Source organism: Cyanobium sp. Maggiore-St4-Cus (assembly GCF_024345615.1).
Taxonomy (GTDB): domain Bacteria; phylum Cyanobacteriota; class Cyanobacteriia; order PCC-6307; family Cyanobiaceae; genus Cyanobium_A; species Cyanobium_A usitatum.
Window position 1 is genome coordinate 149,714 of record NZ_JAGQBL010000003.1, and the last position, 23,376, is coordinate 173,089.

33 protein-coding genes are annotated in these 23,376 nt (G+C 60.3%); 18 read left to right on the top strand and 15 right to left on the bottom strand.

The genetic code is table 11. The annotated features are described in order from the left end of the window. Positions 1 to 264 precede the first annotated feature (264 nt). The 5 genes from KBY99_RS03985 to KBY99_RS04005 all read right to left on the bottom strand — a co-directional run bounded on the left by KBY99_RS03985 (position 265) and on the right by KBY99_RS04005 (position 2,493). Positions 265 to 477 carry a hypothetical protein gene (locus tag KBY99_RS03985; protein WP_254997475.1) on the bottom strand — a complete coding sequence of 71 codons (213 nt, stop codon included), beginning with the start codon at positions 475 to 477 and terminating at the stop codon, positions 265 to 267. Between the two features lie 143 nt (positions 478 to 620). Beyond that, on the bottom strand, positions 621 to 1,175 hold the full coding sequence (locus KBY99_RS03990) for a DUF4236 domain-containing protein (RefSeq protein ID WP_254997477.1): 555 nt from the start codon (positions 1,173 to 1,175) through the stop codon (positions 621 to 623). Positions 1,176 to 1,178: 3 nt separating this feature from the next. Next, the gene (locus KBY99_RS03995; protein ID WP_254997478.1) at positions 1,179 to 1,526 is read right to left on the bottom strand and encodes a hypothetical protein; all 348 of its coding nucleotides are present in this window, start codon (positions 1,524 to 1,526) and stop codon (positions 1,179 to 1,181) included. Next, a complete protein-coding gene (locus tag KBY99_RS04000) occupies positions 1,495 to 1,665 on the bottom strand; it encodes a hypothetical protein (RefSeq protein ID WP_254997479.1) in 171 nt (56 codons plus the stop codon). The genes KBY99_RS03995 and KBY99_RS04000 overlap by 32 nt, the downstream gene beginning before the upstream one ends. A gap of 411 nt (positions 1,666 to 2,076) precedes the next feature. Next, positions 2,077 to 2,493 carry a mitochondrial inner membrane protease ATP23 gene (locus KBY99_RS04005; RefSeq protein ID WP_254997480.1) on the bottom strand — a complete coding sequence of 139 codons (417 nt, stop codon included), beginning with the start codon at positions 2,491 to 2,493 and terminating at the stop codon, positions 2,077 to 2,079. A gap of 475 nt (positions 2,494 to 2,968) precedes the next feature. On the opposite strand from KBY99_RS04005, the gene KBY99_RS04010 reads away from it, so the two are divergent. Further along, complete coding sequence (locus KBY99_RS04010) at positions 2,969 to 3,163, top strand: hypothetical protein (RefSeq protein ID WP_254997481.1); 195 nt, start codon at positions 2,969 to 2,971, stop codon at positions 3,161 to 3,163. Positions 3,164 to 3,315: 152 nt separating this feature from the next. Beyond that, complete coding sequence (locus KBY99_RS04015; protein WP_254997482.1) at positions 3,316 to 3,684, top strand: AbrB family transcriptional regulator; 369 nt, start codon at positions 3,316 to 3,318, stop codon at positions 3,682 to 3,684. 221 nt (positions 3,685 to 3,905) lie between these two features. On the opposite strand, the gene KBY99_RS04020 is transcribed toward KBY99_RS04015, so the two are convergent. The 6 genes from KBY99_RS04020 to KBY99_RS04045 all read right to left on the bottom strand — a co-directional run bounded on the left by KBY99_RS04020 (position 3,906) and on the right by KBY99_RS04045 (position 8,014). After that, positions 3,906 to 4,157 carry a hypothetical protein gene (locus KBY99_RS04020; RefSeq protein ID WP_254997483.1) on the bottom strand — a complete coding sequence of 84 codons (252 nt, stop codon included), beginning with the start codon at positions 4,155 to 4,157 and terminating at the stop codon, positions 3,906 to 3,908. A gap of 109 nt (positions 4,158 to 4,266) precedes the next feature. Next, on the bottom strand, positions 4,267 to 4,551 hold the full coding sequence (locus KBY99_RS04025; RefSeq protein ID WP_254997484.1) for a hypothetical protein: 285 nt from the start codon (positions 4,549 to 4,551) through the stop codon (positions 4,267 to 4,269). A gap of 10 nt (positions 4,552 to 4,561) precedes the next feature. Beyond that, on the bottom strand, positions 4,562 to 5,443 hold the full coding sequence (locus tag KBY99_RS04030; RefSeq protein ID WP_254997485.1) for a hypothetical protein: 882 nt from the start codon (positions 5,441 to 5,443) through the stop codon (positions 4,562 to 4,564). Positions 5,444 to 5,514: 71 nt separating this feature from the next. Further along, positions 5,515 to 6,078, bottom strand: coding sequence for a hypothetical protein (locus KBY99_RS04035; RefSeq protein ID WP_254997486.1), 564 nt, complete (start codon positions 6,076 to 6,078; stop codon positions 5,515 to 5,517). Beyond that, positions 6,078 to 6,605, bottom strand: a complete 528-nt coding sequence (locus KBY99_RS04040) for a hypothetical protein (RefSeq protein WP_254997488.1) — start codon at positions 6,603 to 6,605, stop codon at positions 6,078 to 6,080. Before KBY99_RS04040 ends, KBY99_RS04035 begins: the two co-directional genes overlap by 1 nt. Next, a complete protein-coding gene (locus KBY99_RS04045) occupies positions 6,602 to 8,014 on the bottom strand; it encodes a DUF4055 domain-containing protein (RefSeq protein WP_254997489.1) in 1,413 nt (470 codons plus the stop codon). Before KBY99_RS04045 ends, KBY99_RS04040 begins: the two co-directional genes overlap by 4 nt. Positions 8,015 to 8,114: 100 nt before the next feature. Between KBY99_RS04045 and KBY99_RS04050 the strand changes: the two genes are divergently transcribed. From KBY99_RS04050 to KBY99_RS04065, 4 genes are all read left to right on the top strand, one after another. Then, the gene (locus tag KBY99_RS04050) at positions 8,115 to 8,396 is read left to right on the top strand and encodes a toxin (RefSeq protein ID WP_254997490.1); all 282 of its coding nucleotides are present in this window, start codon (positions 8,115 to 8,117) and stop codon (positions 8,394 to 8,396) included. Continuing rightward, positions 8,393 to 8,698 (top strand): hypothetical protein, encoded by a 306-nt coding sequence (locus tag KBY99_RS04055; RefSeq protein WP_254997491.1) that lies wholly within the window; start codon positions 8,393 to 8,395, stop codon positions 8,696 to 8,698. The genes KBY99_RS04050 and KBY99_RS04055 overlap by 4 nt, the downstream gene beginning before the upstream one ends. A 309-nt stretch (positions 8,699 to 9,007) precedes the next feature. Continuing rightward, a complete protein-coding gene (locus KBY99_RS04060) occupies positions 9,008 to 9,358 on the top strand; it encodes a UPF0175 family protein (protein ID WP_254997493.1) in 351 nt (116 codons plus the stop codon). 12 nt (positions 9,359 to 9,370) lie between these two features. Then, complete coding sequence (locus tag KBY99_RS04065) at positions 9,371 to 9,901, top strand: DUF3368 domain-containing protein (protein WP_254997494.1); 531 nt, start codon at positions 9,371 to 9,373, stop codon at positions 9,899 to 9,901. Here the strand turns inward: KBY99_RS04065 and KBY99_RS04070 are convergent. Genes KBY99_RS04070 through KBY99_RS04080 form a run of 3 tightly spaced genes read right to left on the bottom strand, consistent with a single transcriptional unit; the run spans position 9,898 to position 12,779 of the window. Then, entirely contained in the window at positions 9,898 to 10,380 is a 483-nt protein-coding gene (locus tag KBY99_RS04070; protein ID WP_254997496.1) for a sigma-70 family RNA polymerase sigma factor, read from the bottom strand. The genes KBY99_RS04065 and KBY99_RS04070 overlap by 4 nt on opposite strands. A gap of 36 nt (positions 10,381 to 10,416) precedes the next feature. Continuing rightward, a complete protein-coding gene (terL, locus tag KBY99_RS04075; protein WP_254997498.1) occupies positions 10,417 to 12,153 on the bottom strand; it encodes a phage terminase large subunit in 1,737 nt (578 codons plus the stop codon). Continuing rightward, positions 12,153 to 12,779 (bottom strand): hypothetical protein, encoded by a 627-nt coding sequence (locus KBY99_RS04080; protein ID WP_254942767.1) that lies wholly within the window; start codon positions 12,777 to 12,779, stop codon positions 12,153 to 12,155. The genes terL and KBY99_RS04080 overlap by 1 nt, the downstream gene beginning before the upstream one ends. Positions 12,780 to 12,903: 124 nt before the next feature. Between KBY99_RS04080 and KBY99_RS04085 the strand changes: the two genes are divergently transcribed. The 9 genes from KBY99_RS04085 (at position 12,904) to KBY99_RS04125 (ending at position 20,152) form a co-directional block, all read left to right on the top strand. After that, positions 12,904 to 13,059 carry a hypothetical protein gene (locus KBY99_RS04085; RefSeq protein WP_254942766.1) on the top strand — a complete coding sequence of 52 codons (156 nt, stop codon included), beginning with the start codon at positions 12,904 to 12,906 and terminating at the stop codon, positions 13,057 to 13,059. 389 nt (positions 13,060 to 13,448) lie between these two features. Then, positions 13,449 to 15,179, top strand: a complete 1,731-nt coding sequence (locus KBY99_RS04090; protein ID WP_254942765.1) for an AAA family ATPase — start codon at positions 13,449 to 13,451, stop codon at positions 15,177 to 15,179. 78 nt (positions 15,180 to 15,257) lie between these two features. Further along, positions 15,258 to 15,872 (top strand): hypothetical protein, encoded by a 615-nt coding sequence (locus tag KBY99_RS04095; protein WP_254942764.1) that lies wholly within the window; start codon positions 15,258 to 15,260, stop codon positions 15,870 to 15,872. Positions 15,873 to 16,150: 278 nt separating this feature from the next. Further along, a complete protein-coding gene (locus KBY99_RS04100) occupies positions 16,151 to 16,549 on the top strand; it encodes a hypothetical protein (protein WP_254942763.1) in 399 nt (132 codons plus the stop codon). Between the two features lie 113 nt (positions 16,550 to 16,662). Next, entirely contained in the window at positions 16,663 to 17,100 is a 438-nt protein-coding gene (locus KBY99_RS04105) for a RusA family crossover junction endodeoxyribonuclease (protein WP_254942762.1), read from the top strand. Positions 17,101 to 17,202: 102 nt separating this feature from the next. Beyond that, positions 17,203 to 17,919, top strand: coding sequence for a hypothetical protein (locus KBY99_RS04110; RefSeq protein ID WP_254942761.1), 717 nt, complete (start codon positions 17,203 to 17,205; stop codon positions 17,917 to 17,919). Between the two features lie 58 nt (positions 17,920 to 17,977). Continuing rightward, complete coding sequence (locus tag KBY99_RS04115; protein WP_254942760.1) at positions 17,978 to 18,685, top strand: ERF family protein; 708 nt, start codon at positions 17,978 to 17,980, stop codon at positions 18,683 to 18,685. Between the two features lie 660 nt (positions 18,686 to 19,345). After that, positions 19,346 to 19,684: a hypothetical protein gene (locus KBY99_RS04120; RefSeq protein ID WP_254997499.1), complete on the top strand. Its 339-nt coding sequence runs from the start codon at positions 19,346 to 19,348 to the stop codon at positions 19,682 to 19,684. A 210-nt stretch (positions 19,685 to 19,894) separates the two neighbouring features. Continuing rightward, the gene (locus KBY99_RS04125; RefSeq protein WP_254997500.1) at positions 19,895 to 20,152 is read left to right on the top strand and encodes a hypothetical protein; all 258 of its coding nucleotides are present in this window, start codon (positions 19,895 to 19,897) and stop codon (positions 20,150 to 20,152) included. Here the strand turns inward: KBY99_RS04125 and KBY99_RS04130 are convergent. Further along, the gene (locus tag KBY99_RS04130; protein WP_254997501.1) at positions 20,149 to 21,351 is read right to left on the bottom strand and encodes a site-specific integrase; all 1,203 of its coding nucleotides are present in this window, start codon (positions 21,349 to 21,351) and stop codon (positions 20,149 to 20,151) included. The two genes, KBY99_RS04125 and KBY99_RS04130, sit on opposite strands and share 4 nt — an antisense overlap. Positions 21,352 to 21,761: 410 nt before the next feature. On the opposite strand from KBY99_RS04130, the gene KBY99_RS04135 reads away from it, so the two are divergent. The 3 genes from KBY99_RS04135 to KBY99_RS04145 all read left to right on the top strand — a co-directional run bounded on the left by KBY99_RS04135 (position 21,762) and on the right by KBY99_RS04145 (position 23,363). Continuing rightward, positions 21,762 to 22,424, top strand: a complete 663-nt coding sequence (locus KBY99_RS04135) for an alpha/beta family hydrolase (protein ID WP_254997502.1) — start codon at positions 21,762 to 21,764, stop codon at positions 22,422 to 22,424. 214 nt (positions 22,425 to 22,638) lie between these two features. Further along, complete coding sequence (locus KBY99_RS04140) at positions 22,639 to 22,926, top strand: hypothetical protein (RefSeq protein WP_254997503.1); 288 nt, start codon at positions 22,639 to 22,641, stop codon at positions 22,924 to 22,926. After that, a complete protein-coding gene (locus KBY99_RS04145) occupies positions 22,920 to 23,363 on the top strand; it encodes a type II toxin-antitoxin system VapC family toxin (RefSeq protein ID WP_254997504.1) in 444 nt (147 codons plus the stop codon). Before KBY99_RS04140 ends, KBY99_RS04145 begins: the two co-directional genes overlap by 7 nt. Positions 23,364 to 23,376: the final 13 nt, after the last annotated feature.

A 23,376-nucleotide genomic window follows, 5' to 3' on the forward strand; every position in this document is an offset into this window, starting at 1 on the left:
CTGCGCTTCCAGTCGCAAAGCGCTGATCGCACCACACTGCTACGCGCGACGTCTGCACCATGCACACCCACATGGCACTTGATGCCATGGCCAAGGATCTGATCTGCGGCATGGTCGAGCCCACGTCAACAGCGCTATCGGCTCAGCGAGCAGAGCGCAGCTACTACTTCTGCGGTGAGGCTTGCCGGAAGGCCACAGCACGATCAACATCGGCTTTCACTAGAGGCAATGGGTCTTCATGAAGGGGGCTTCATGGCAACCGCGTCACTCCAGATCTATGCGCTCAGCGACCTCGAGCGCCCGTGCCTGCGCCGTGGCGCCATCCAGGCTTTCACACACATAGCTGCACACGCCATCCCAGCTCAACCCGGTGGCAACGATCACCTTGGGGACCCGATCGTGATCCCAGATCAGCGAGCCCCAGCTGCCATCACCCAGCAGGTTTTCGCGCATCAAGCGCAAGATCTCCTGCACCATCGCCGCAAACCCCCCATCCAGCCCTATAAGGGAGTCGATCAGGGTATGGCCGTACAGGCGCAGCCCGTCCTGATACTCGGGGCTCTAGCGGACAGCCTCTGCAAAATCCCGCACCAGTTGCGGCATCGCGTCTGGATCGAGGCTCATCCCAGCATCTGCCGGACGGCGCTGAACCGCAGAGCCTCCTGCACCGATTCAATGCAGCGCTGGGCGCGGCGCTTGGCGTCGTCCTGGCTCTGGGCTCGCAGCAGGTAGCCCTCCATCGCTTCCGGGGTTTCGATCAACGCCAGCAGCCCCGCGGTGCGCGCCCCGAGGGAGCCATCGCCCAGTAGCTGGCTCACGCTGCCGTGATCCCACAGCAGGGCGCCAGCGGATCCAGGAGCAAACAGCTCCTGCCGAAGCACTTCCAACAACTGCTGCTTAAAGGCATCGAGCTGCCCTGGCCTTAGCCGGCGGCTATTAGGTAGGCCCGCCGCTCTCTCCGCAGGGATCACGGTTGGACGATCCGGCGTGTGCTCCACGCTCCAGCTCAGACCGGTACCCGGCAGCCCCACGGTTGACCGGGGGCCGCCGCTGCGGTTCACCGGGATGTTGAACGAGGCACCCCGCCCGCCAACGGAGATGGAGCTCAAACCACCCTTGGCGAAATTGAAGCGCAGCGGACCCAGGCGGGCGGAGCGGCGGAAGCGGAAACCCATGGCTCAGCGGCTCCTAGCGCAGTAGTTGCCTGAGGAATACCAGCCCAGCGGGCAGGGCTTGCCGGTTTGTTGAATCGCCTCGCGCTCGTTACTGGGGCTGCTGAGGCAGTAGTTGCCAGATGAGTAGAACCCCAGCGGGCAGCTGTTGCCACTCTTCTCGATGGCTCCGCGGGTGTTGCCACCAGAGCTCGGCACGCAGTAGCCGCCAGAGCTGTAGTAGCCAAGCGGGCAGCCTCCCACTTTGGGCAGCGGTTGAACCGGCTGCTGGGCCAGCGCCGCGCTGGTACTCAGCAGCATCCCAGCTGCAATCAACAGTTGCTTACGCATCGCTGGTGGGCTTTGCCAGTTCATCGAGCAGGCGGCTCACCAGGTCACCACGGCTGTGGATTCCCCACTCCTTGCGCAAGTCATCCAGCCACACCACGGTGGATTGGCGCAGCTCAACGCTCATCCGCACATAGGGATCGTCACTGGAATCGCCTGGGGACATTTGCAGGTGGCTGGGAGTTCCAACGATCGGTCTGCTGCTGCTCTTGTGCAAGAGCAATGGGGGCAGACTTAAGCAACCAGCAGCCAAAGCAGCAGAAGTTCCTGCTGAGCAGCACCTTGAACTGATCACAAGCATCAGCGGCCTTGACCAGTCCTGTTGAGCCTATGGATAGAGACTGGGGCTGTACAACGACAATCTGGCTTATGGCTCGCCCTATGGGGCTGCTCTGGTCCGCTGCGTGAAACTGCCGCCAAAAGAGATCAAAGCAAAACCTGACGCGAGCTTTAATCAACAACGATCATAAATTGATTTACTAGAATAGTGCAAGGCCACGTCTTGGTTCCTAATATATTCACGAGAGATCGAGCAAAAGGTCAACAGGAGGCTTTGCCGGCTTGACCTATTGAAAGCCTAAAGGCAATACTTTTTCAAAACGTATTTAACTTCATTTGGCTTGTCCTCCATCCAATAAGCTTCGTGTTCGATTTGCGAGTTGCCTCCCGCTGTCTTTGCCGATCTAGATACATCGTTAAGCTTGGCCAAGGGGAGTGGCATGACCGATTTGGAAATCCAGAACGCACTATTGCGACATTGTTGAGCTGCATGAACCGCTTCGTGAGTCAATGTTTCGTTAACATAAAAAGCCACATCATGACCGGAGCCCTTAATGTTCTTGGTGCAGATAGTTATCCGCTTGCCAGTATCAGCATATCCAAAAAGGTCCTTGTTGCGGCAGATGCTCGCATTTTCCGCAAGCCTGTATTGCGCCTGCTGCAGAATGCTAAGAATTGCTTTTGAATCCTGTGTCAGGTACAGTAAAAATTCCATTTAAAAATTTCTTCAAAAGGTCGGCATGTTGTTCCTGCCTTCGCTATTGCTACCAGCCAGTCTGAGCAGACATCAGATGAGGCATTTCTTTTAAGCTTAGAAATAGCAACACCTGGACCTCTGAGGTGATGGACAACAACCATCTCAGCGGGTCAAGCCAATAGCGAGAAACGATCGTTTAAGACTGGTATTTGACTTCTAGGTGTCAGCGACCATTGCGGGACACGTTCTTAGCGCGCTTCATTTGGATTTGAATACGTATTGCCAGCATTTGTGCCACATCTAGATGCATCCTCGTGATGAATTGCTTCTTACAGCATTGCGGCCTTTGCTCACCTCTGGAAGGGCTGTCATGCGAATGACAGAGCTAGTGTCTCGTCTCGGGCATGAGCCTCGCCGAATTAAGGGCCTGAGCGGCTGTGAGGCGAAGGCTTATCTAGAAGCAGAAGAACCCGCTAGTCGATGGCGCATATGGGTGTGGCAGGTTCCGTACGGCATCACCCGACTGTGGGGCTTTAGGGGAGCTAGCCGCTCAGCTGTCCTCCCAAATGGCACCACATCGGACGGCCGCCGTCACCGCTACTGCGAGATCAGCTCCTATGCCAAAGCCCAGGAGCCGCTGCGCCAGGGGCACAGCTATCTAGATGGCAATGGCGATGGAGAAGCCTGAGAAGCACTCCGCTGACAGTCATCTTTCCCGTATTTCGTGGCTGCACTAATGGTTGCTACGCAAGACAGCAGATGCAAAGGTTTGTCTACTGATGTAGTGGATTGACACAGCATGTGGGTTTGGTATGTTCAGAAGACAATCCAAATGTCCTCATGCTTACAGGCTCCGAACTGCTCTCCAAAGTCAAGGAGCTAGGCGACGTCTCCAAGTCTGAGTTGGTGCGCGAATGCGGCTACTTGAGCACCAAAAAAGATGGCAGCGAGCGCCTCAACTTCACTGCGTTCTACGAGGCGCTGCTAAATGCCAAGGGAGTCAACCTTGGTACCGATAGCGCCGGCCGGAGCACTGGCAAGGGTGGCCGCAAGCTGAGCTACACCACCAAGATCCAGTTCAACGGCAATCTCATGGTGGGCAAGGCCTACACCGCCATGCTCGACCTCAAGCCAGGCGATGAATTCGAGATCAAGCTGGGCAAAAAGCAGATCAAGCTGATTCCTTTGGGCAGCCCAGAAGAGGAGTGAGCCGAGGACTTCATCGGCTGGCAGTGAGCATTTGTTGCGCGCAAGCAGCCGCCAGCTGTGATCGCTTGCACAGTGAAAGCAGGCGCCAGTGAGTTAGGTGCCGGCATGAGCGCCTGCACTCCCTTGCCCGGCCGCTCCAGAGAATCCCCCGCTCACCCCGGGGGTTTTCTGTTGCAGGATTTTTGAGCAGCTCTGTGCAGACTCTTGGCCTGCCGGTTCCATCAGCGCGGCAACGGGCAAAGCAAAGGACCAGGCATACGGCAGGTGCGCCAGCCCCCCTGGGTGGTGGATACCTCCACGCCAATCAGTGCAGCGGGGTGGTTGCTTTCAGTGATCGGTTCAACCCAAGCAATCGCATCAGCAATTGCGTCATCAAGGCTGCTGTATTGCGCGTCGAGCTCGCGGTGCGGCTCACAGCCACCATCAATAAGGCGGTAGCAACGCTCTGCCCCTTGGCTAGTTGAAATCTGCATCCGTTCTCTTTCAGTTCTGCCGGCCGCACCTAGCGGAGCGGCCCAGCTCATCACCATGGCTAGCCAGCAAACCACTTGGCTGTATCGAGCAGAACACTTTGATCAGTCGTTACAGCCAACCCCGATAAGCTCTGCGCTGCTTGCGGGCACTGGCCTTGGAGCGAGCAGAGCCGAACTGTGGACTAGTCCCGTTACGGCGGCGTCTTACCCAGCTGCCCTGGCGAATCAGGCGGCTATCGGCAGCATTGGCTTGCTGCACTGACACCAAGCTTCCATAGCCCGCCTTATGGCGAGCATTAGCGCGGCTACGGGCCTGGCTTGCACTGCTGGCAGGCACCACCGTGGCGGTGCTCCTGCGGCTCCAGAAGGCCAGGTAGTAACGCCAGCTCGCCATGGCTTTCAGCTCACCGGCGAGTGTTGCGGCCGCCACTGGTCGTAAAGCCAGCGCGGTAAAGCTCACTGGCACTCATCGCTTGCGGGTTGAGCACCTCGCCAAAGCCGCCGCTAGCTGCTGGCGTTATTGCTAGTCCAGGTGTCCCCGTGCCCATGGCACCGCGCTGTTGAAACAGGAAGCCGTAGACGGGGTGGATACGCAGCTGATCAAGGAAGTCAGCGGTGCTTAGTGGCCGCCCGTCATCACCCAGCAACGGCTGGCCCTGGCTGTCGAGTGGTTCGAGCACATCACTTCCGTCCTTGCCGGCACTGAGACGAAAGCTCTCCCCTAGCTGACCCTTAAAGACATCAAAGAACGTGCCGCGCCCGTCGCCGCCGGTGCGGCCCTCTGCTTCTGAAAAAGCGCGCTCCAGCAGCCGTTCCTTGCGCAAGGCCAGCACAAGGGCTTGGGCACCATCGCGCTCAGCAGCCACGGTTGCCACTTTCTTGGCAGAGGCTTCTTCCATCTGCCGCTCGCGCAGCTCTACCTGCTGCTCCAGCAGCTGCTTCTGCCGTTCTGCCTCCTGCAGCCGGGAGTATTCCTCTGGGTTGATCTCAGAGAAGCGAGTCAGCTGCTGCCGCACCCCCCGCAGCTCCTTTTCAAGGTTGTTGCTGCGGCGCCGCTCGGCCTTAAGGGCTTCACTGAGCCCATCCTTCCCTTGAGGGGCTGGCTCATGGGCGCTTGGGGCAGGATCGCTTGCATCTAGCGAATAGATATCGCTGCTGCCAGGCCGTGCTTCAGCCTCACCCCCGTCGTTGGGGTCGTCGGCGTGGGTGTGCGGCTCAAGTTGGTCGTTGCCCTCACCCGCGCTGCGGGCAGTGTTGGTGCTGGAGGCTGTGGTGCTGGTGGCCATGACCCGTCTCGGCTGTCAGTGGAATCGGCAGCCCATCGCGGCGCTGTCACTACCTGTTGCCGAGGCATGGGTCATACGACTCGGTTCGGCTTGAGCGTGCCAAATACCCGCTCACCAATCAGCGGCTGCACCAGAGCGCCAATGCCGCCTGAGCCATAGCTGGCACCAAACTCCAGCACGGTGAACAAGGTGTACTGGGCATAGGGATCGACACCTGCATCACCTGCTGCATTGAGCAGGGTTAGATCACCAAGCCAGATCAAACCTTCGCAGGGGGCCACAACGGTTCTGCCGGCAGCGGAGACACGCCGGCCGTTTTGACTCCACTGCAGCTCCCTACTCAGCCAGATCGCACCAGGGCTAGGCGGCAGCCGGGTGGCACGGCAGATCATCCCTTGAAAGGTGAAGTCACCGGTATCAACACCAGGGCCGTTATCTCTGGCGGTGATGTAACGGGAGCGCTCAAGAAAACACTCGAGCACGTGGCTAGCCACCACAGCAGAGGTGGTGTCACCAGGTATGGCGTTTTCGCCCAGCAGCAGCCGGGCATTGGCAAACGACTGCAAGGGGGTGGGGCCCCAAAGCACTGAGTTGCGCTGGTGCTTACCACTGGTGAACTGGCGGGGGGAGATCATCAACCCCGGAGCAAGGCCGTGCCTCCAGCCATCCCTGGGGCAGCGACGTTGAATTTCATCCAGCTGCTCAAGCCCGGCAGGAGCAACAACAGCTGCTCGCTGTAGCGGCGGCGTTGATTTAGCAGCGCTGCTGCTGGAGAAGCAGAGTTGGCATAAACGGTCTCCCGCTCCTCCCGCAGCAACGCCGTGTCGTAGGCGATCACATCCGCCTTTTGCAGTGGTGCGTCACCGGCTGCTGCCACTGAACCAGCGATTGGACCGGAACGGCTGGTCCTCTCGATCGCCTGCTCCTGCTCAATACCTCCGGCCAGCAGGTGCTTGTCAATTAACGCCACCGCATCCAGTAGGGCCCGGGCGCTGAGCACCCCCGCCGGGTGCTGACGCTCTAGATCGGCCATGGCACGGCCGATGGCATCGAGGCAAGGAACCGTCGCCGATAGGGCCAGGGCCTGCCGGATGGCTTCCTGGTCGCTCGGTTGCCAGGTCGCACCGATAGGTGCGCTGGGCAGATGGCTGCTGGTGGTCATGTAGATGCCGGGGCGATACCGGCCAGATCCCCCAGCCATTGCCGCAGGGCCTGCTCGCTAATGATTCCCCGCTCCTGCAGCTGCAGCATCTCGCTCACGGTTGGTTGGGGCTTTGGTGCTGGTGCAAGCGGGCTGATCTCAACTGTTAGGGCGGGGCCCTCCTGCACTGGCAGCGCTTCACCGGTGATGGCGCACCAGTGCTGCAGCAGAGAAGAAAACATCGAGGCCTTTTGTATCGCCTGGCTCTGCAGCAGGGCGTAGGCCTGGGAGGCGGCCATTGAGATCTCCATTGCCGTGCGCGGTGCCCCCTGGGCAGCAGCGGGGATCAGGGCATCACGGCGCATGCCTTGATCCAGCGATTCCAGCCAGGCGCGGTGTTCCGCCAAAGACCGGGCCTGGATTTCGACGAACTGGAAGCTGGCACCTTCCGGCAGGTCGATGACGCTGTTTGGTCCCAGCACCACCGGCTCGCCGGCAGAGCCGGCCCCACCCATGGGACCCTGCACTCCGGTGCGCACCCCAACGGGAAGCGCCGTTCGGTACAGCAGTTCCTGGTAGTCGCTTTGGCAGCGGAAGTGGTTGAGGTACTGGTGCGCCAGACCCAGATGGGGCAACTCCCCTTCGCCAAAAGCAGCGCCATGGCTGGCATACCAAATAGCGGGTAGTTGGTTGATGCCGCGGTAGTGGCGCTGATCAAGGCGTTGCGTGCGCCAGCCGCTGGGGGCCTGGGGATCGGCCACCAGGGTTTCGGTGCTCAGCTCCATTCCAGCCCCTCCGGGGCCATCACCAACAAGAGAAGCCGTCAGGTACTGCCAGGGGTGGGGCGGGTGATCCTGCGGTGGCGCTGTCTGATTGGAGGGCGAGAGCGCATCGGGGCGCCGCTCACGCCAGGTGATCGCATCTGGCAGTGCATGGTTGCCAGGCAGATGCCAGTGCAGAACATCTCCCCGCTCGATAAGCAGCAGCCGCGGCAAGGAGAGCCGGTCGCCATTGCGCAAGGCCTGCTGGCGATCACCCTCACTAGGCCAGAGGTGAACAGGCGGGATCACACCCACCAGGGCAGCACCATCTCTGAGCACCAGCAGATCAGCGGCTTCTAGGAACACGCCCAGGTCGGTGCCGCAGCCATCCACATCACTGATCACCGCCTGCAGCGAGGCCGGCAGCTCCCGCCAGTGGCTTGAGGCCAGCATCCCGGCAAAGGTACGCAGGGCATCACGAAAGAAGCCCGATGGCAGGGCTGTCTCTGCCCGGCGGCGGTAGGCGGATTCAGGTTCGCGCTCGCCGCGGGGCAGGTAGTGCTCCCTGCGGTCTAAGCCATTGGAGTTAGCCAGCAGGTGCCAGCAGTCCTGCACCAGCTGCAGCCGGGGCAGCAGGGCCGCCAAGGTCGGGTGGAGGGAGATCGGCAATTCAGGCTCCATCCACCAGGGCACTCGGCTACTAGCTCTTGCCGCAGCAGCTCAGTGCTGCTTGATGACAAACGGCAGACAGAGAACCTGGGCTGCGCTCATGAAGCCCTTTCTCTGGAGCAGTGATGAAAACCAGCAGCTCGGTGCCCAGCGCTCCATCCATTTCGAGGCTGTTGTGGTGGCCATCGAAACTGGAAGCTTGCTCGATGTGTTGGCCCACCCCAATCCAGAGCAATATCCCGGCCAGCGCATCCTTGTTGTTGAGGTGAATCAATACGTCTACCTCGTGCCATACGTCGAAGACGACGACTACCTCTTTCTCAAAACGATTATCCCTAGCCGCGAAGCCACACGCGACTACCTCCGTAGAGACACGCCATGACGATGCAAAGCCACCTTTCCCCTAGCAACGACTCGCTCGATCAAGACGAGCGTGAGCTCCTAGAAGCTGTGGAATCGGGCGCGCTGCGTTCAATTGCCACTCCTGATCTGCTCAATCAGCTCAGAGAGTCAGCCCAGGTCACCGGCCAGAAAGACCAACGAATAAACATCCGGCTTTCCGGTACTGACCTAGAGGCCCTGCGCGTCAGGGCGCTGCGGCTGGGTATGCCTTACCAAACCCTTATCAGCAGCGTCTTACATCGCTACGTCAGCGGCGAGCTCAGGGATGAGCAGCTGCTCTGATCCGTCTCTTGGGTTTCCATCGTCATTGGGACCACCTGCACAGCACAGGCCTCCTCCTGCAGCAGCCTCTGACCTCTGGCACGCAGCCCCCCAGCTGACCTGAGCGGAGATCAAAAACCCCTTGTCGAGCAGGTAAATGCGCTTGTCTTCGACTTAGAGGGGGCCACTTGTGCAGATATGGGAAAAGACCTATGGCCTGAACCGCTGCACTAAGCCCCCAGCATTTGCAGCCATCCCTGGGATTAACGAGCAAGAACTTCACCATTCCGCAGCCAACCCAGCAGAATGCCTACAGCACGTAGGAACATCATGCAGGCATTTTCGGTGCGCCAGCTCAAGAGCAACCCTTCCACGGTCCTCAAAGCCGCAGAGGCTGACGCCATGGCGTTGGTGACCAGCCACCAGCAACCCACCGCCTTAGTGGTGGCACTGGACCGCCTGGGTCTTCCCGATACGGCTGCGGTGCGCTCGGGTCTGGCGCTGTCACTGTTTCGCTCCGGTTCGATCTCGGTTGGATCAGCAGCACAAATCGCCGGGCTGCCCCTGCCTCGCTTCTTGGAGATCCTCTCCTCTTTAAAGATCCCTGTTGTGGAAGCTGAGCAGCGTGAACTGGATGCCGATCTGGCTGCGGCACGCCGCTGGTTTGGCGAGCACGCCTGAGGGCCAGCACAGATGAAGGTTGTAATCGCTGATGCAGGCCCGCTGATTGGGCTGGCCCGCATCGATCAGGTTGCGTTGCTAGCTGGTTTGTTTGGCAAGGTATGGATCACTGAGGTGATTGCGGCAGAAATCGGCCTGGGGTCTGCCGCTACGGGAACCCCGGCCTATCCAGGTGTGGAGTTACTTCAGGGAGCCTTTGAGCAGGGCTGGCTGCAGATCGCACCAGCTCTGGCGCAGGGCATTGATCCATACAGGCCGCTCAACCCCGGGGTGGATGCAGGAGAAGCCAGTGCGATTGGCTTGGCCCTGAGCCAGCAGGTTGCCGGCCAGTCGGTTCTTTTGGTCGTAGACGACCGATGCGGTCGCGCAGAAGCTCGAAACCAGGGACTAGCAATCATTGGCACCGCTGCAGTGCTCGTGCTTGCAAAGGAACGGGGACTGGTGAAAGTTTGCTCGCCTCTGCTATTTGCACTACGGGATCAGGGCTATTACCTCAGTGATGCATTGGTGGCAGCGATTCTCAAGCAAGCCCAGGAGGATTAAAGCTCGAATTCCTGAATTGGAGAAGCCATTGCCACCACCCGGACCGAGCAAGCGGCTGCGATCTCAGCCCAACGCTCCGGTGTGAGCCCCAACTGCTTGGGGATCTGATCTGCGGCTATGCCCTGCCGCAGCAACTTCTGCCCCCTGGCATGTAGCTCCCGCCAGCGGCCTGGCACCGAGATCAGAAACCCCTTATCGCGCAAGTAGTGGGTGATCTCACCGTTCACAAACGGCCTGGCGTAGGCGATGAAGTTGGAGCTGCTGCGGTTCACCCGCTTGCAGTCGTAGCGGCGTGAGGCCTTGATCAGCCCAATTGCTGCCAGCTGCTCGAGGTCTTCTTTGGGATGGCCGGTGCGGCGGGCGTAGTTGGCCGCCACCTTGGCCGCAAAGTGCAGGTGCTCAACCACCAGAGCATCAGCAGCGCCGTGGGGCGAACGGCAGGGTCGCTGCCGGCAGTGGTTTTGGGAGGTAGGGCTCATGGCAGGGCGGCAGTGAGGGGAGGGGGCTATGCCCCCTCAGCGGGAGAAGAGAAGCGGTCTTGCGGCAGTGCTGCCGCTGCCTCGCCAGTGCTGGTTTTGCAGCCAGATCACCCCCTGGCAGAAGGCATCCACCAGGTCGTCATGGGCGGCATTGGGAAAACCCAGCAGCTCTGTGATCAGGTCGTCGTTGCCGTGGCAAAAGCCCAGTTGGCCGGCCTCAAGCAAGGGGGCGGCGGCATGGGCGCGGCTGACCTTGCTGCCTACTGGCCGCACTGCGATCAGTCCAGGTATCTGGCGCTGGAGCAGCTGACATACCGCCGGGCCATTGGCGGCGTCTTCTATCAACACCGCATCGGGGCATAGCCCCTGCGCTTTGAGCGTGGCCAGGCACTGGCCAAGAAATTTGACAACACCAGGCAGATCCAGGTGGTGGTGCTGACTCCAGAGCACCTCAATGCGGTGACTCGGTGCTGTTGATCTGCCAAGTGCACCTACCGGCGCGACTGTTCCACTGCGCGCAGAAGCGGCGGTGCGATGTAGCTGCAGGCCCTGGCCATGGGCCTCAACTGCTGGGTGAACAGCTCGCTGTTCTGCAAGCAGACCGAGCAAGACAAAAGCGCAGTAGTCATTGCCCTCACCGCCCTTAAAGCTCAGGTCACAGCTGAGTACCAAGGGGGAGAAGGGCTTCTGCTGGCCCCTCTGGTGATTGCTCCTTTGGGGCTGCTCCCGTTGCGGCGTCTGCAGCAGCCAGTGCCGCTGGAACAGCAGGCCCTCGGCTGGTGATGGCCGTTGCTGGTAGAGGGCATTCCACCAGTAGCTACCGGCGCGGATGCGAATCTGCTCAAGCTCCGCAGCAGGGAACCGCTCTGGGCAGAGCGGTTGACCGGGCTGGCGCCAATCAGGCTCAAGGCTGCAGGTATCTGGAAAGCGCAGTTGCTGGGCTGGATGTTCAGCAAGGGCGGGCAGGTTGAGCACCTGCCAGTGCTGCGGTGCGGCGCCACTTTCTTGGCTAAGTAGCCAGCCGATCAGATCGTCCTGATGCCAGCGGGTGAGCACCACCACCTGGGCGGCAGAGCCAGCCCCCGGCCTGTCTTGCTCTTGCTCTTCTCCCGTTCCAGCACTTGGGCCCTCATCTGCAACACCCCATCGAGGAGGCCCCTGTGGGGCCCCGGGTTCGGCGCGGGTTAGCCAGACGGACTGGAACCACTCGATCAGCTTCTGGCGTTGAGCTGCGGAGTTGGCATCTTCTGGGCCCTTGTAGGGGTCATCGATGATCCCCAGGGCGTAGCCCTTGCCTGTGAAAGGTCCGCGCACACCAGCAGCAATGCAGCCGCCGCGATCAGGGGTGAGCCAGTTACCAACGGCGGTGGAGTCCTTAGAGAGGGGATGACCAACCGCGCGGTAGTAGTGCCTCGCTTCTCGGCTGTGGGCATAGGCCAGCTCGGCTGAGTAGGAAGCAATGGCGCAGAAGCGTGTTGGGTAGCGGCTCACCCAGTAGGCGGGAAACAGCTTGGAAACCAAGAGCGATTTCCCCAGCCTTGGCGGACAGCAGACGATCAGGCGATTGAGCTGGCCATCAGCAACGCGCTGCAGCAGGGCGATCAATCGCTCGGCCCAGGTGTGGAAGGCGTAGCCGGGATAAGCGGCCACGATGAAGTCACGAAAGCTCTGCTGGTCCTGCTGCTGGATTTGGCTGCGGTTGGGATCGGGAAAATCCAGCAGGCCCCAGTCAGCCCAGAGGTCGGTGGCCGGATCTAGGAGCAGGCCTGCCATTAGAGCCTTCTCCCGGGCAACGATTCAGGTGGCTTGAGTGGTGCGCGCAGCATCCCGCCGATCTCGGCGATCACCCGGAAGGCACCGACGGCAGCGCTGAACTGCTCAGCCTCCATTGCGCGGCGGGCACATTCATTGAGGGCAAAGATCTGCTCGGCCTGATGCCGTTTGCGATCGCGAACCAGCTCCTCGACCATGCGCTGACGCGCAACGTTGAGGTAGCGGTTGAGGGTCTGGATGTTCGTGACGTTCCAACTGTCACGAGCGTTCTCGTAGATCTGATTAAGGGCTTTGCGTTGTGCAATCCAAAGCTGGGCCTCAGCAATGCGGCGCTCCACCTCATAACGAGTGGGCCTAGTGGCCTTGGGAGCGGGCTTGCCTTTGACGCGCCGAGGGGGGTTGCGATCACCGATTGGTCTTGAGGGATCGGTAGGTGCGTAGAGGGGTTTTCCTTCCCCGTCCTCAGCGTTGGCCGCATCACGCAGGAGCTCGGCGTTGTCCTGCTCGTCTGCGGTGGGCTCCTCTACCAGTGCGGCCGTAGAGCAGCTCGGCGCAGCGAGAGACGCGTCGCTTGACGTGGTGCCCGCAAGAGAGGGGGGCGAAAGAGGGGGGTCCGGCTGAGCCACTGAACTTGCTACCTGGGATACCGCTGCGCAGTCGCTGGAGATGGGGCATGGCCCCGGTCCGATCAAATGCTAATACGCCGCCGTATGAAACGGTTAGCGTGCAGCGGCAGTGCACTTTTGGGGCATGAAGGATTCCAAGATCGTGATCGTTGGGGAGGTGATGGAGCGAGTAGAGGCAATGATTCCGCCGTATATCAGCAGGACGGCCTGGATCAATTTGCTGCTGGAGCAGGCCTTGGCGGAGGCGGAGCAGAAGTGGGAAGCCAAGGGTCGTGCCTGAGCTGCCTACCCATGCGCAGGGGGAGTCAATCGGGGTGCCAGAAGGCGCGGCCTGCGAGCTCAGCGGGCCTAGCCATTGGCAGAGCGACATTGCGGAGGGCGCCAGCTGGCGGGACGCCGAGGTGCGCGCATACCTGCTGCTCCAGTGGGTGCCATATGGGCTGGAGGCTGCCTTTAGCGAGGAGCTAGCCGTTGCTGGGCACTACACCCGGCTGCAGAAAATGCGCAGCACCCAGGCACTCGACGACTGGGACGCTGCCAATCCAGTCACTTCCAGCCGTGAACGAGCAGCGTTCACGGAACTGAAGAGGCTGGGTATCTATACCCAACAAGACTATTACCTGCCAAGTAAAGCCGATGAGCAAATTTACAGCAAAAGACTTAAAGAAGTTGAGCGCAAGATCGGCCGCCGAGCAGGAAGCAGAGGAGGAAACCCACAGAAGCCACAAAGTACTGATCGAGCACGTCGAGCGCGCCGCCGAGGTCACTAGGGGCTGGAGCGATCACGCCGCCTTGGAGTGGACTGAGGAATACCTGGTGCGTAATGGCATCACGGTGCCAGCAAAGCTGAGCATGTTCCTAAAGGAGGCCAGTGGCCTATGGCTTGGCATCCCAGAGCCAAGGCGTAAAGGGGAGCGGATGGATACAACTCCTACGCCTTGGGTGTGGGAGGGAGTCGTGATGGCCGGAGCCATGAACCTGCTTGTGGCACCACCAAAGATTGGCAAGTCAGCCCTGATGGTCGGGATGATCGCAGCGTGGTGGCAAGGCGCGCCCGAGTACCTGGGGCGGCCACTACACGGCACCTGTCCGCGGGTATTCGTTGTTGGCACAGACCAGCCAGAGAATGACTGGTTCACGCTGTTCAAACGAGAAGGCCTGATTAGAGAAGATGGAACGATGGGCGGCCCTGTAGAGGCCCTCTGGCATGCAGGCGCTCCCTTGCACCTAAACGAGCAGGGGATTGGGAAGTTGAGCCAGTTGGCGCAAGACAACCCTGGCGCGATGTTCCTTGTTGACAGTTACCACGCCTGCGTCAGCCCGCTTGGCATCGATGAAGCCACCAGTGCATTCGATGGTCCGGCCAGACGGCTGCAGGAGGCGCTTGCGCCCCATCAAGCAACACTGGTAGCAATCCACCACGCCAACAAAAGCGTCTCTGGCGGAAACGCGACGAATGCCTCACGGGGAAGCAACTCACTGCCAGCAGCGGCAAGCCTGACGATCCTGATGAACTGGCTAAAGCAGCCGGTCGACGGGCAGACGCAAAGCGACTTTCGCGTTGTTGTTAAGACGCAGGGGCGCGCCAAAGGTTCGACGTTGCTGGTGGAGCTAGAGGACACCGGCTGGGTGTGCCATGGCGATGGTCAAGGCGTGCTGCAAGCGGAGTCACTAGCAGCAGCGCAGCTTGAACTGAGCGGGCGCCAAGCAGACGCCTTTGACTACATCGCAGATAGGTGGGAGCTAGGAGGCTTCCAGGTTTCTGGCGTGGAGCTGGCCAGCCACCTGAACCTGCAGGGGAACAAGGCGAACCGTTGCCTGCAGCAGCTGCTGGCTAAGGGGCTGATCGAGAAAGTCGGCCAGAGCGAACCTGCAGAGCAAGGGGGCCGGCCATCGGGCCTATTCACCCCCGCTACCCCCCTCCCCCCAGAGGGGGTGATAAAGGGTGAAAAAGGGAAAAACCCCTCGCGCACGTACGAAATAAAGGGTTTTTCACCTTTTTCTTCTTTTACACACGCGTACGGGGGAGGGGGGTTAAACACACCCCCTGTTGGACCCGCTGCAGCCACTGGAGAAGCCGTGGCTGCAGCAGAAGGCTTAATCACACCCCAGCCCCAAAAGGGGATGGCTGTCGAAAAGCTCGGCAGCGATGGGTGCTGGCAGAACGGCTGGGTAATCCAGGACGCCAGCAAGCCCCACAAGGTTGAGATCGTTCGGCTGGGTAACCCGCTGCTGAAGTTCATCGCCCAGCGCTGGCTCCTAGACATCAGGCCTTGCTCTGGCTCTCCATGGCCAGCTGGGGGCCCTGACCATGAGCTGGCGCAGCCAGACGAGCACCGAGCCTCAGCCGGCCTGCTTGAGAGCGAGCAGGCTGGCTCACCGGAAGAGGACTGGATCTAGCGGCTGCCCTATTCCCTAGTTTCATATGCCTAGGTAGGGGTATATTCAGAAGATCTGCAGCTGCGCCTGCCTCCCTGAATGCTTGCTCCCCTGCCAATCCACTTCGATGCCAGCTGGCACCGCTACTGCTGGGAGCCAACAGGGGAGTGGCTGCTCCATTCCGTCACCAAGGTCACAGGAGCCAGCAAGAGCGAAAGCCAGAAGGCGGTCTTCTTGAAAACGCAGCACCTCTGGGAACCCCGCGGCAAGCACGTTCACGCTTGCCTAGAAGCCTTCCTCTCCGGTGGCCCGCAGCTGGATGCGGGTGACTACGGCGACTGGGTTGAACCTTTAGTGGCACACGCGTTTTGGAGCAAGGTCACACCGCTGGCGATCGAATACCGCATTTGTGATCTTGGCCACTCGATCGGCGGCTCCCTTGATGCCCTTGTGCAGCACGACAACGGCAAGGTGCTGCTGCTTGATCTCAAAACCCAGAGCAGCGCCAGGGCCAGCACCTACAGCACCGACGCCCAGCTAGGCGGCTACCTGTCCATGCTGAAACTGCATCACCCAGCGCTCTATGTCGATGAGTGCCTAACGGTCTGGTCCAAGCCAGGTAAGAGCGTCATCACCAGGGCAGCCGCTGCTCAGTGCGGAGCGGCCTGGGCCGGCGCCGTTGAGCAGTTCATGGGCTACCAGGAGTTCCTGTAGCGATGCAGCTCCACGCCGCTACAAAGGCTGGCTTGCTATTCGGCCTTGGGCTCGGTGTGCTGCTGATCCAGGCAGCACAAAAAGGCAGCCGGGCGCCTGCTGGCTATGCCGGCCTGCTTTGCAGCTCGCAGCCACCGCCTAGGCCCATGCCAAAGGTGCAGCTGGCATTGCAGAGCGCGGCTAGCTGCAGTTCCGCTCGGCGCGCCGATGGACGCGGCACAGGTCCCTAGTCCTGCGCAGCCGCTTTATCTAACCCAGTGCCTAGAGCATCACTTGCGATGACATCAACCGATCTACTGAGCGCCCCTAGCGGTGGCAGCCCGCTGGCTCCCGGTGGCGCAGCGACCAGCGGCAGCGCCGCAGTATCAGAAGAGCTCTCGCCAGCACAGCGGGCGCTCAAGGTGGCTGAGCTCAAGGCGCTGATCAAGGCCGCAGAAGCCGATCTGGCTCTGCAGCTAGAAGCGTTCGACGCTGATTTGGCAGCCGGAAGACTTGATGAGTTCTCCTACCAGCCAGGGGTCTTTGAACTCGGTTCGATCACCCTGAACCGCAGCAGCAGGGCTAGCTGGCGCTACAGCCCAGCAATCAAAGAACTGCAGAAAGCCGAGCAGCAAAGCGGGGCCGCAACGCAGGTGATCAGCGAGTTTTGGAGGATCAGCGCCCAGGAGACGTTTTGAGCGCCACCCCATCGGTTGGGCTCAGCGAATCGGCTCTGCCCAGCGCACCTTCTGGTTCTGCGTCGCACAGCGCTCCAGCCAGTACGACTTCGCTGGGTGCTGCGGCCGCAACCTTGACCCTGCGCATCTACGGGCTACCTGGACCCATGGGCTCCAAGCGCCATCTCGGCCATGGCGTCATGGTCGAGAGCAGCAAGAAGGTCAAGCCCTGGCGCTCTGATGTCATGGCCGCTGTTGTTGGCGCATACCAGGGCCCCCTAATAGCTGCCCCCGTATCGGTAGAGGTGGTGTTCCTGTTCCCCCGTCCCAAGGGGCACTACGGCAAGCAGGGGCTAAGAGCTAGTGCTCCGCTGCACCTGATCAGTCAGGGCGCAGGTGACATCGACAAGCTGTGCCGCTCCACTCTCGATGGCATCTCAGCTGGCGCTGGCGGCGCCCTGCTGCGAGATGACAGTCAGGTAGTGAGCCTGCAGGCCAGTAAGCGCTACTGCTCGATAGGGGAGCGCCCTGGGGCCTTGCTGACGGTGATCGTGCTTGCAGAGCGCAGCTAGCGGCGGAGCCGTCCTACGAGGTGGGATTGCTGGCGCGGCCAGGCAGGCGATAAAGAGAAAGTTCCGCTAACGTAGGGGTATACCACTCCTGCGCAGGCACACTTGTCGACCCCCAGCCGAGCCGTCCCCGAGCGATCCGAGTTCGGACGCGTCATCCAGCGTTGGTTCAAGGCCAACCGCTGGCCGCAGGATGTGCCCCATCGCCTGGCAAAGGTCACCGGTGCCCAAGGTCCTTGGAACAGCCAGATCAGCTGCGCCATGAACGGCAAGCTCGATCCCAAACCGGCCTTCTTCCTTGCTTTTGGCGCTTTCAATGACGCCGTTGCGCGCCAGTCCTATCCAGGCGTCACCGACCGCAAACTGCTTGATCAGCTCAAGGGAGCCACCCCTCTAGCCAAAGACGACGGCACCCCCTACAGCGCCGTTGAATTCTTTGCCCTGTTTGCTGGGATGCTGCCGTCACCTGAGGCGTACCAAGAGCTTTCGGCTGGCGAGGAGATCAGCGACGAGGAAGCCAAGGCCCGCAGCGAAGCCCTGCGGCGCGCCTTCCAGGACGTAGCCAAAGAGCAGATGCTCAGCCCCAAGGAGGCCTGGGAAAGCCTGCGGCCTCACATCAAGAACCTCGATGCATCAGCCCTTAACCGTTTCAAGGAGGTGCTCAGCGGCTGGGGGGACTACAGCGGAGCGGAGCTGATGGAGCTTGCAACCAGCGGGCCCTACTCAGAACCGGGAATGGCCCTAGAGAGCTGGGCCTCAGGAGTAGATGGCGTCAGCGGCATTGAGCTGGCCCGAGAAGCGCGGGCCGCGGTGGAGCGTTAGATACATACGCAGGCGTATGGCAAAGGGTATATTTCTTGCGTAAGCAGATTTGCTGTCCATGGACTCATGCCTCAAGGAGCTCCCCAAGGCCCTTGCTGCCTTTCAAGCCGAGCACCACGCCGCAGGCCGTGACAGCAAGGGCAACTACGGCGCCTACACCTCGCTAGCTGGCGCCCTAGCTGCGATCAAAAACGCCACTGCTCATGGCCTTAGCCACTCGCAGACCCTTCACCCATTAGGAGACGAGGTGATGCTGCTGCGCACCAGCGTCTTCCATATCAGTGGCGAGCTGCTCTGCAGTGATCTGCCGATCCCGCTCAAAACAGAAGGCCGCGCCAACTACTGGCAGGGGCTGGGATCTGCAATCACCTATGCCCGTCGCTACAGCCTGCTTGCCATCTACGGCCTAGCCGGAGAAGACGACGAGGCAGAAGCAGCGCCTGCCCCGGCAGCGAAAGCAAAGCCTGCCGCAGCCAATTCAATGCGAAAGCAACATACTCCTGCGCAGGCATTACAGGCAGATGCTGCAGGGGCGCCCGGGCCGCCTGCAGCGGAAGCAGATACGGACATCTGCTGGATTGAAAAGGAGCGCCATGGCCGCATCGTCGAGTCACTCAAGAGCGCACCAAACAAGGACGAGGTGCTCACAGCTTTTAAGGAGCACTTCAAGATCGCGACCCCAAAAATCAGCCCCGCCCAAATCCAGCTCCAAGCGCACGGTGACTTCCTTGAAGAACAACTTGGACTCGCAGTTCTCTCTGCCTAGCGCGCCTAGCGGTGCTGTTCTGCCCAGCAGCGGTGCGACCGAAAACCTAATAACAGCAGCCCTGGAGCTGCTCAAGCTCGCCTTATCGCAAGTCAATCAAAATGAAGCCCTACGTCTCCAATTTGCTGAGCGCACCAACGAGTGCGACAACCCCTACCAACAGGGAAGCGACCAGCAGGTCAAAGCAGCTCTTATCTGCAGCGCAGTGCTCAGCCTCGCGCAGCTCAAGCCACCTGCGGCGAGTCTTTCATTGCCTCAGTTCTGCTCAGGGCTACCTCGCAGACCAAAGCAACAGGCCCGTTGATGCTGCCATAGCGGGCGCCTCCTTAGGGACAAGGTTCGCGGTAAATGAATGAGTAGCCAGGAGCAAAGAGAAGCAGACCAACTGAGCGCACCTACCAGTGCGGATTTACACAGCGCACCTAACGGTTCTGATTTACATAGCGCACCTATCGGTGCGACTCACACCAGCCGGTGCCAGGAGGCTGAATTCACCAAAAGGAGGCCAAGGCCCTGCACCCCTGGATACAAGAACCGCAACCTTGTCCAGTCAAAACTTACCGACGAGTTATATCGCAAGGCCTGGATTTACTGCCGCGATCACGGCTACAGCTTTAGCAGCTTTACCCGTTCCCTTTACGAATCCTTTTTCACAGAATCATGAGTGACTTCAAAGCAGCACTGCCTCAGGTAATCAAGTGGAGCACCAGCGAAAACAAGTACGACCAAACCGGTAAAAGCCCAATCTCAATGTCATTGTTTGTGCCGGTTGAATCGGCCTTTGCCTTTGCTCAATACGTTTTGAACATGGCAGATGATGAAACCCGTCACAAAACCGGCAAGATCTGGGACTACAGCAGCAACTGCGAAATCGAAGTCCAAGGCTTTTACATCAATGGCAAGGGTCGAGACGGTCAAGGTGGTACCAGCTACGGCAACATCAATCCCCAAAGCACCAAGTGGAAGCAGGGACCCAGTGAGCAGGAGATCCCCTTTTGATGACTTCTCAATCTACAGAGATAGACATGAACACGGAGCTGCGCACCTTGTGCGCTGACCTTGCTGGCCACCTGGCATACATGCACGCACAAATGGAAGAGGCGAATCAATACTCTGAGCTAGAAGATTACTACTGGTATCGAGAAAGCGTAAAGCTGCTTAAACGTGCCCGCACCGTCCTGGCTGAACCTCCAACTACTACCTAGTCCCATGAAAAGCAAGCCAGCTTTGAAAGACCCACCTAGTGGTGCGACCTGGATTCCACAGCGGGCGGCTGCAGTACACCTTGGCATCAGTGAGCGCACCTTGCAACGCTGGAGGACTGCGGGACTTCTCATCGTGGGAGTGCATTACCGCCGCAAGTTCCCAAGTTCTAATAGCCCACTTCTTTATCAGCTGGAGCGTTGCGAAGAAGCCATGAACGAAGCCTGCTTTAGAAAGGTGCAGACACTTGAATTAGCGATTTAGCTAGTGGTTTCGAGCGCTGCACCTGGCGACTTAAGTGTTGAGCTGGCCTTGGCAAAAGCAGCTTCTGCGCCAGCTTCCGTTGCCCAGGGGTAGCTGCGGCAGTGAACCTCGATGCTGTGACCCATCGCCAGCGCCATCGAGCCGTTATCGATGCCGCGCTGATGACCACGCACGCTGTAGCTGTGCCGGAAGGAGTAGCAGGTCAACCTCTCGCCCTGGGACTCCACTTGCTCCTTGAGTGACTTCCAGCCAGCTCGCCGGCTCAGATAGGTGGCAATGGAATCGGCAGCACCATTACCTGAACGCAACGCCGGCAGCTCGATAAGCCGAGCCTGCCAGCGCGGGAGCAAGTTCCACTCCACTGCTACATCGCCTGGTCTATCCAGCTCGCCTAGCGGTGCTGCGTCGACAAGCGGTAGTGGCCACAGCCTGCGTGGCTTGGTAACCCCTCCACCAGAACGCTTTTCGTAACTGCACCACCAGTAAGGCGTCTTGGTCTTGGGGTCAGTCCTGACACTCAGGTGGAGCAGCTCAACTGGACGCAGGCCCAGCTCACTCATCAGCCGGATCACATCAGCCCAGCGCCCACCAGCCTCATCATCAGGAAAGGAGGCAAGCAGGTTGAGGATCTGCCGGTCAGTGATTGCATTGCTTTTCTGGCTGATGGCGCTGGCAGGCTTGCGCCCAATCGCATCCTTGAGGTCAGCTGGTGGCTGCCAGATCGCCGGCAGTCGCTCGCGGCTAACGCAGTACCTCAGGAACTGAGCAAGGTTGCGTGCACGCTCCTGGCGGCTACGACTGCCAGGCTCCCATTTCCTAATGCACTCATCGATTAGGTCCTCTGGCGTCGTGGGTGGTTTACGACTAGTGAGCTGGCCAACAGCTTCTGTAAGTACAGGGACATATTTCGTCTGCCATGTCTCGGGCTTGATGGCAGTGCCGTGGCTGAGCTTTTGCTGCTTAAAACGCTCCAGTGCACCGGGCCAGTCGTGCTGTTCAATCAGCTTTGGCGCCTTGCCGGCTGCCACCTCTTCTGCCTGCTTGAGGGTGTGACCCTTCTGGACGAGCGCGTAGATGTTGCGGATGCGGACGTAGGCGTCACCAGCAGACGAAGCAGTCCACGAGAAGGGGAGGGTGACGGCCTGCTCGGTATTGCTGCTCTGCCCAGCGGACTTGACTGGGCTACGCCACTTCAGCATTACTCGTCCGGACTTTGGCGACTCACGCACAGTCCAGCCGCTCCCAAGCTGCCGGACCTGCTCACGGAAGGAGATTGCCCAGTGATCCAGGTTTTTGACCCTAGGCATCAAAGGCACCCAAAAGGCACCCAAAACCTACCGGATCTGTCTCGACAAGGCCAGACAGCCCGAGCCAAAACAGTTGGTATGACTCAAAAACCCTGTGGGGGTCAACATGCCAATCTGGCTTTGGGAGCACTAGGTCGCAGGTTCGAATCCTGTCGCCCCGATTGACTTTTCACCGATAGCCCGCTGATCCTGCGGTCAAATTGCGGTCAAACTGGCGCCGCGGTCAATGACCGCCACATGTCAGTCGCAATAGGGCAAGCAGCGATTGTTGAGATCCGAGCGGCCTCCGCGAGGATCAACCCATGAATCCTGCTGATACGGCTGCTCCTCGGTTGCTCGATGGTCCAGCTGACGCTCTTGGCAGCGTTGTGCTGGCCCATGGGGTCGGTGCACCAATGGACAGCCCCTTTATGGCTGCTATCGCCAGCGGCCTGGCGCAACACGGCTGGCGGGTGCTGCGCTTTGAATTTGCCTACATGGCACGGCAGCGCATCCTTGAGCGCCGCCAAGGGCCCGATCGAATGCCTGTCTTGCAGGAGGCCCTACGCGAGCAGGTGCAGCTGGAGAGGCGGCTCAATCCAAACCTTCCCCTGTTTATTGGCGGCAAGTCGATGGGCGGCCGGGTAGCGAGCTTGCTGCTGGATGAGCTTGCAGCCAGCTATGGAGTGAGGGGTTGCCTTTGCCTTGGCTATCCCTTCCATCCACCAGGCAAACCGCTGCAGCTACGCACCGAGCACCTAGCCACCCTGCAGACGCCAGCACTGATCTTGCAGGGCGAACGCGACAGCTTTGGGCGCCGTGAGGAGGTTGACTCCTACAGCCTTTCGCCTCAGATACAGCTGCGCTGGATACCTAGTGGTGACCACAGCTTTAAGCCCACCCGCAGCTCTGGTGTGAGCGAGGCGGAGAACTGGAATACAGCAGTGAAGTTCAGTGATCAGTTCCTACGGCTGTTGCTGGGTTGATGGGGTGAGACGCTCTGTTCACCTGCGCTGAATCCAGGAATGTCATGGGGCCAGCTGTGGGCACGTTGGCCTGCTGCTGATGCCGCCTGGATCTACGCCTCAGCAACCACAGCCCCCCTGAGGGATCAGGGCCGCATGGCAAAGCAGTACTGCTTTCAGTACCAACCCACGCCTAGGCGGCCTAGAGTTGCCCCATCGACTGCTCAGTCTGTCCGTGGCCGACCAGCCCCTAAATGTGCTCCGTTCGGCCGAGCTCAAGCGGGGCGGCATCGCGGCGGTGGAGCAAGCCCTACGTGCTGGTCCAGTGCATCTGCTCAAGCGCAACAGCCCAACGGCCGTAGTGCTAAGTGAAGCTGAATACAACCGCCTGCGGCGATTGGCCGATCGTCCAGCCGCTGCAGGGCCGAGCTGCCTGGACTGGTTGCTTGCCCTGCCCTCAGCAGCGACAGCCCGGAGCAAGCAGGAGATCGACGCTGAGCTGCGGCAGGAACGCGAGTGGTGATTGCCTTTCTCGATGCCAGCGCCGTGATCTACGCCGTAGAAGGAACAGAGGCGTGGGCCGAGGCGCTGAAGCAACAGCTGCGGCAGCTGGCCACAACGGCAGAGACCTCCGCAGGCGGCCTGCAGCTGGCCATCAGCCGCCTGAGCTGGTTGGAGTGCCGAGTTGGGCCGCTGCGCCGGCGGGATGCGGAGGCCCTTACCCGGTTCGATGCCTTCTTCTTGCACCTGGATCTGGAGTGGGTGGAGCTCAGCCCAGCTGTTGTGGAGCAGGCCACGCAATTACGGGCCGAGCACAACTTGCGTACCCCCGATGCTCTGCAGGCAGCCAGCTGTCTGCAGCTTGGTGCCGGCGCCGTGATGGTCACCGGCGATGCCGGTTTCCAGAGGGTGCCGTCACTCCGCCTGGCGCTAGTGAACGCAGGTGAAGGCCAAAACTGAATCAGGGGATTAG

Coding starts and splice junctions, on each gene's coding strand:
- KBY99_RS04060 (WP_254997493.1), top strand. CDS start 9,008: ATGCAGGCATTTTCGGTGCGCCAGCTCAAGAGCAACCCTTCCACGGTC.
- KBY99_RS03995 (WP_254997478.1), bottom strand. CDS start 1,526: ATGAACTGGCAAAGCCCACCAGCGATGCGTAAGCAACTGTTGATTGCA.
- terL (WP_254997498.1), bottom strand. CDS start 12,153: ATGGCAGGCCTGCTCCTAGATCCGGCCACCGACCTCTGGGCTGACTGG.
- KBY99_RS04085 (WP_254942766.1), top strand. CDS start 12,904: ATGAAGGATTCCAAGATCGTGATCGTTGGGGAGGTGATGGAGCGAGTA.
- KBY99_RS04005 (WP_254997480.1), bottom strand. CDS start 2,493: ATGGAATTTTTACTGTACCTGACACAGGATTCAAAAGCAATTCTTAGC.
- KBY99_RS04130 (WP_254997501.1), bottom strand. CDS start 21,351: ATGCTGAAGTGGCGTAGCCCAGTCAAGTCCGCTGGGCAGAGCAGCAAT.
- KBY99_RS04000 (WP_254997479.1), bottom strand. CDS start 1,665: ATGTCCCCAGGCGATTCCAGTGACGATCCCTATGTGCGGATGAGCGTT.
- KBY99_RS04125 (WP_254997500.1), top strand. CDS start 19,895: ATGAAAAGCAAGCCAGCTTTGAAAGACCCACCTAGTGGTGCGACCTGG.
- KBY99_RS04040 (WP_254997488.1), bottom strand. CDS start 6,605: ATGACCACCAGCAGCCATCTGCCCAGCGCACCTATCGGTGCGACCTGG.
- KBY99_RS04115 (WP_254942760.1), top strand. CDS start 17,978: ATGGACTCATGCCTCAAGGAGCTCCCCAAGGCCCTTGCTGCCTTTCAA.
- KBY99_RS04100 (WP_254942763.1), top strand. CDS start 16,151: ATGACATCAACCGATCTACTGAGCGCCCCTAGCGGTGGCAGCCCGCTG.
- KBY99_RS04055 (WP_254997491.1), top strand. CDS start 8,393: ATGACGATGCAAAGCCACCTTTCCCCTAGCAACGACTCGCTCGATCAA.
- KBY99_RS03990 (WP_254997477.1), bottom strand. CDS start 1,175: ATGGGTTTCCGCTTCCGCCGCTCCGCCCGCCTGGGTCCGCTGCGCTTC.
- KBY99_RS04020 (WP_254997483.1), bottom strand. CDS start 4,157: ATGCAGATTTCAACTAGCCAAGGGGCAGAGCGTTGCTACCGCCTTATT.
- KBY99_RS04070 (WP_254997496.1), bottom strand. CDS start 10,380: ATGAGCCCTACCTCCCAAAACCACTGCCGGCAGCGACCCTGCCGTTCG.
- KBY99_RS04030 (WP_254997485.1), bottom strand. CDS start 5,443: ATGGCCACCAGCACCACAGCCTCCAGCACCAACACTGCCCGCAGCGCG.
- KBY99_RS04095 (WP_254942764.1), top strand. CDS start 15,258: ATGCTTGCTCCCCTGCCAATCCACTTCGATGCCAGCTGGCACCGCTAC.
- KBY99_RS04135 (WP_254997502.1), top strand. CDS start 21,762: ATGAATCCTGCTGATACGGCTGCTCCTCGGTTGCTCGATGGTCCAGCT.
- KBY99_RS04035 (WP_254997486.1), bottom strand. CDS start 6,078: ATGATCTCCCCCCGCCAGTTCACCAGTGGTAAGCACCAGCGCAACTCA.
- KBY99_RS04015 (WP_254997482.1), top strand. CDS start 3,316: ATGCTTACAGGCTCCGAACTGCTCTCCAAAGTCAAGGAGCTAGGCGAC.
- KBY99_RS03985 (WP_254997475.1), bottom strand. CDS start 477: ATGGTGCAGGAGATCTTGCGCTTGATGCGCGAAAACCTGCTGGGTGAT.
- KBY99_RS04120 (WP_254997499.1), top strand. CDS start 19,346: ATGAGTGACTTCAAAGCAGCACTGCCTCAGGTAATCAAGTGGAGCACC.
- KBY99_RS04050 (WP_254997490.1), top strand. CDS start 8,115: ATGAAGCCCTTTCTCTGGAGCAGTGATGAAAACCAGCAGCTCGGTGCC.
- KBY99_RS04065 (WP_254997494.1), top strand. CDS start 9,371: ATGAAGGTTGTAATCGCTGATGCAGGCCCGCTGATTGGGCTGGCCCGC.
- KBY99_RS04025 (WP_254997484.1), bottom strand. CDS start 4,551: ATGGCGAGCTGGCGTTACTACCTGGCCTTCTGGAGCCGCAGGAGCACC.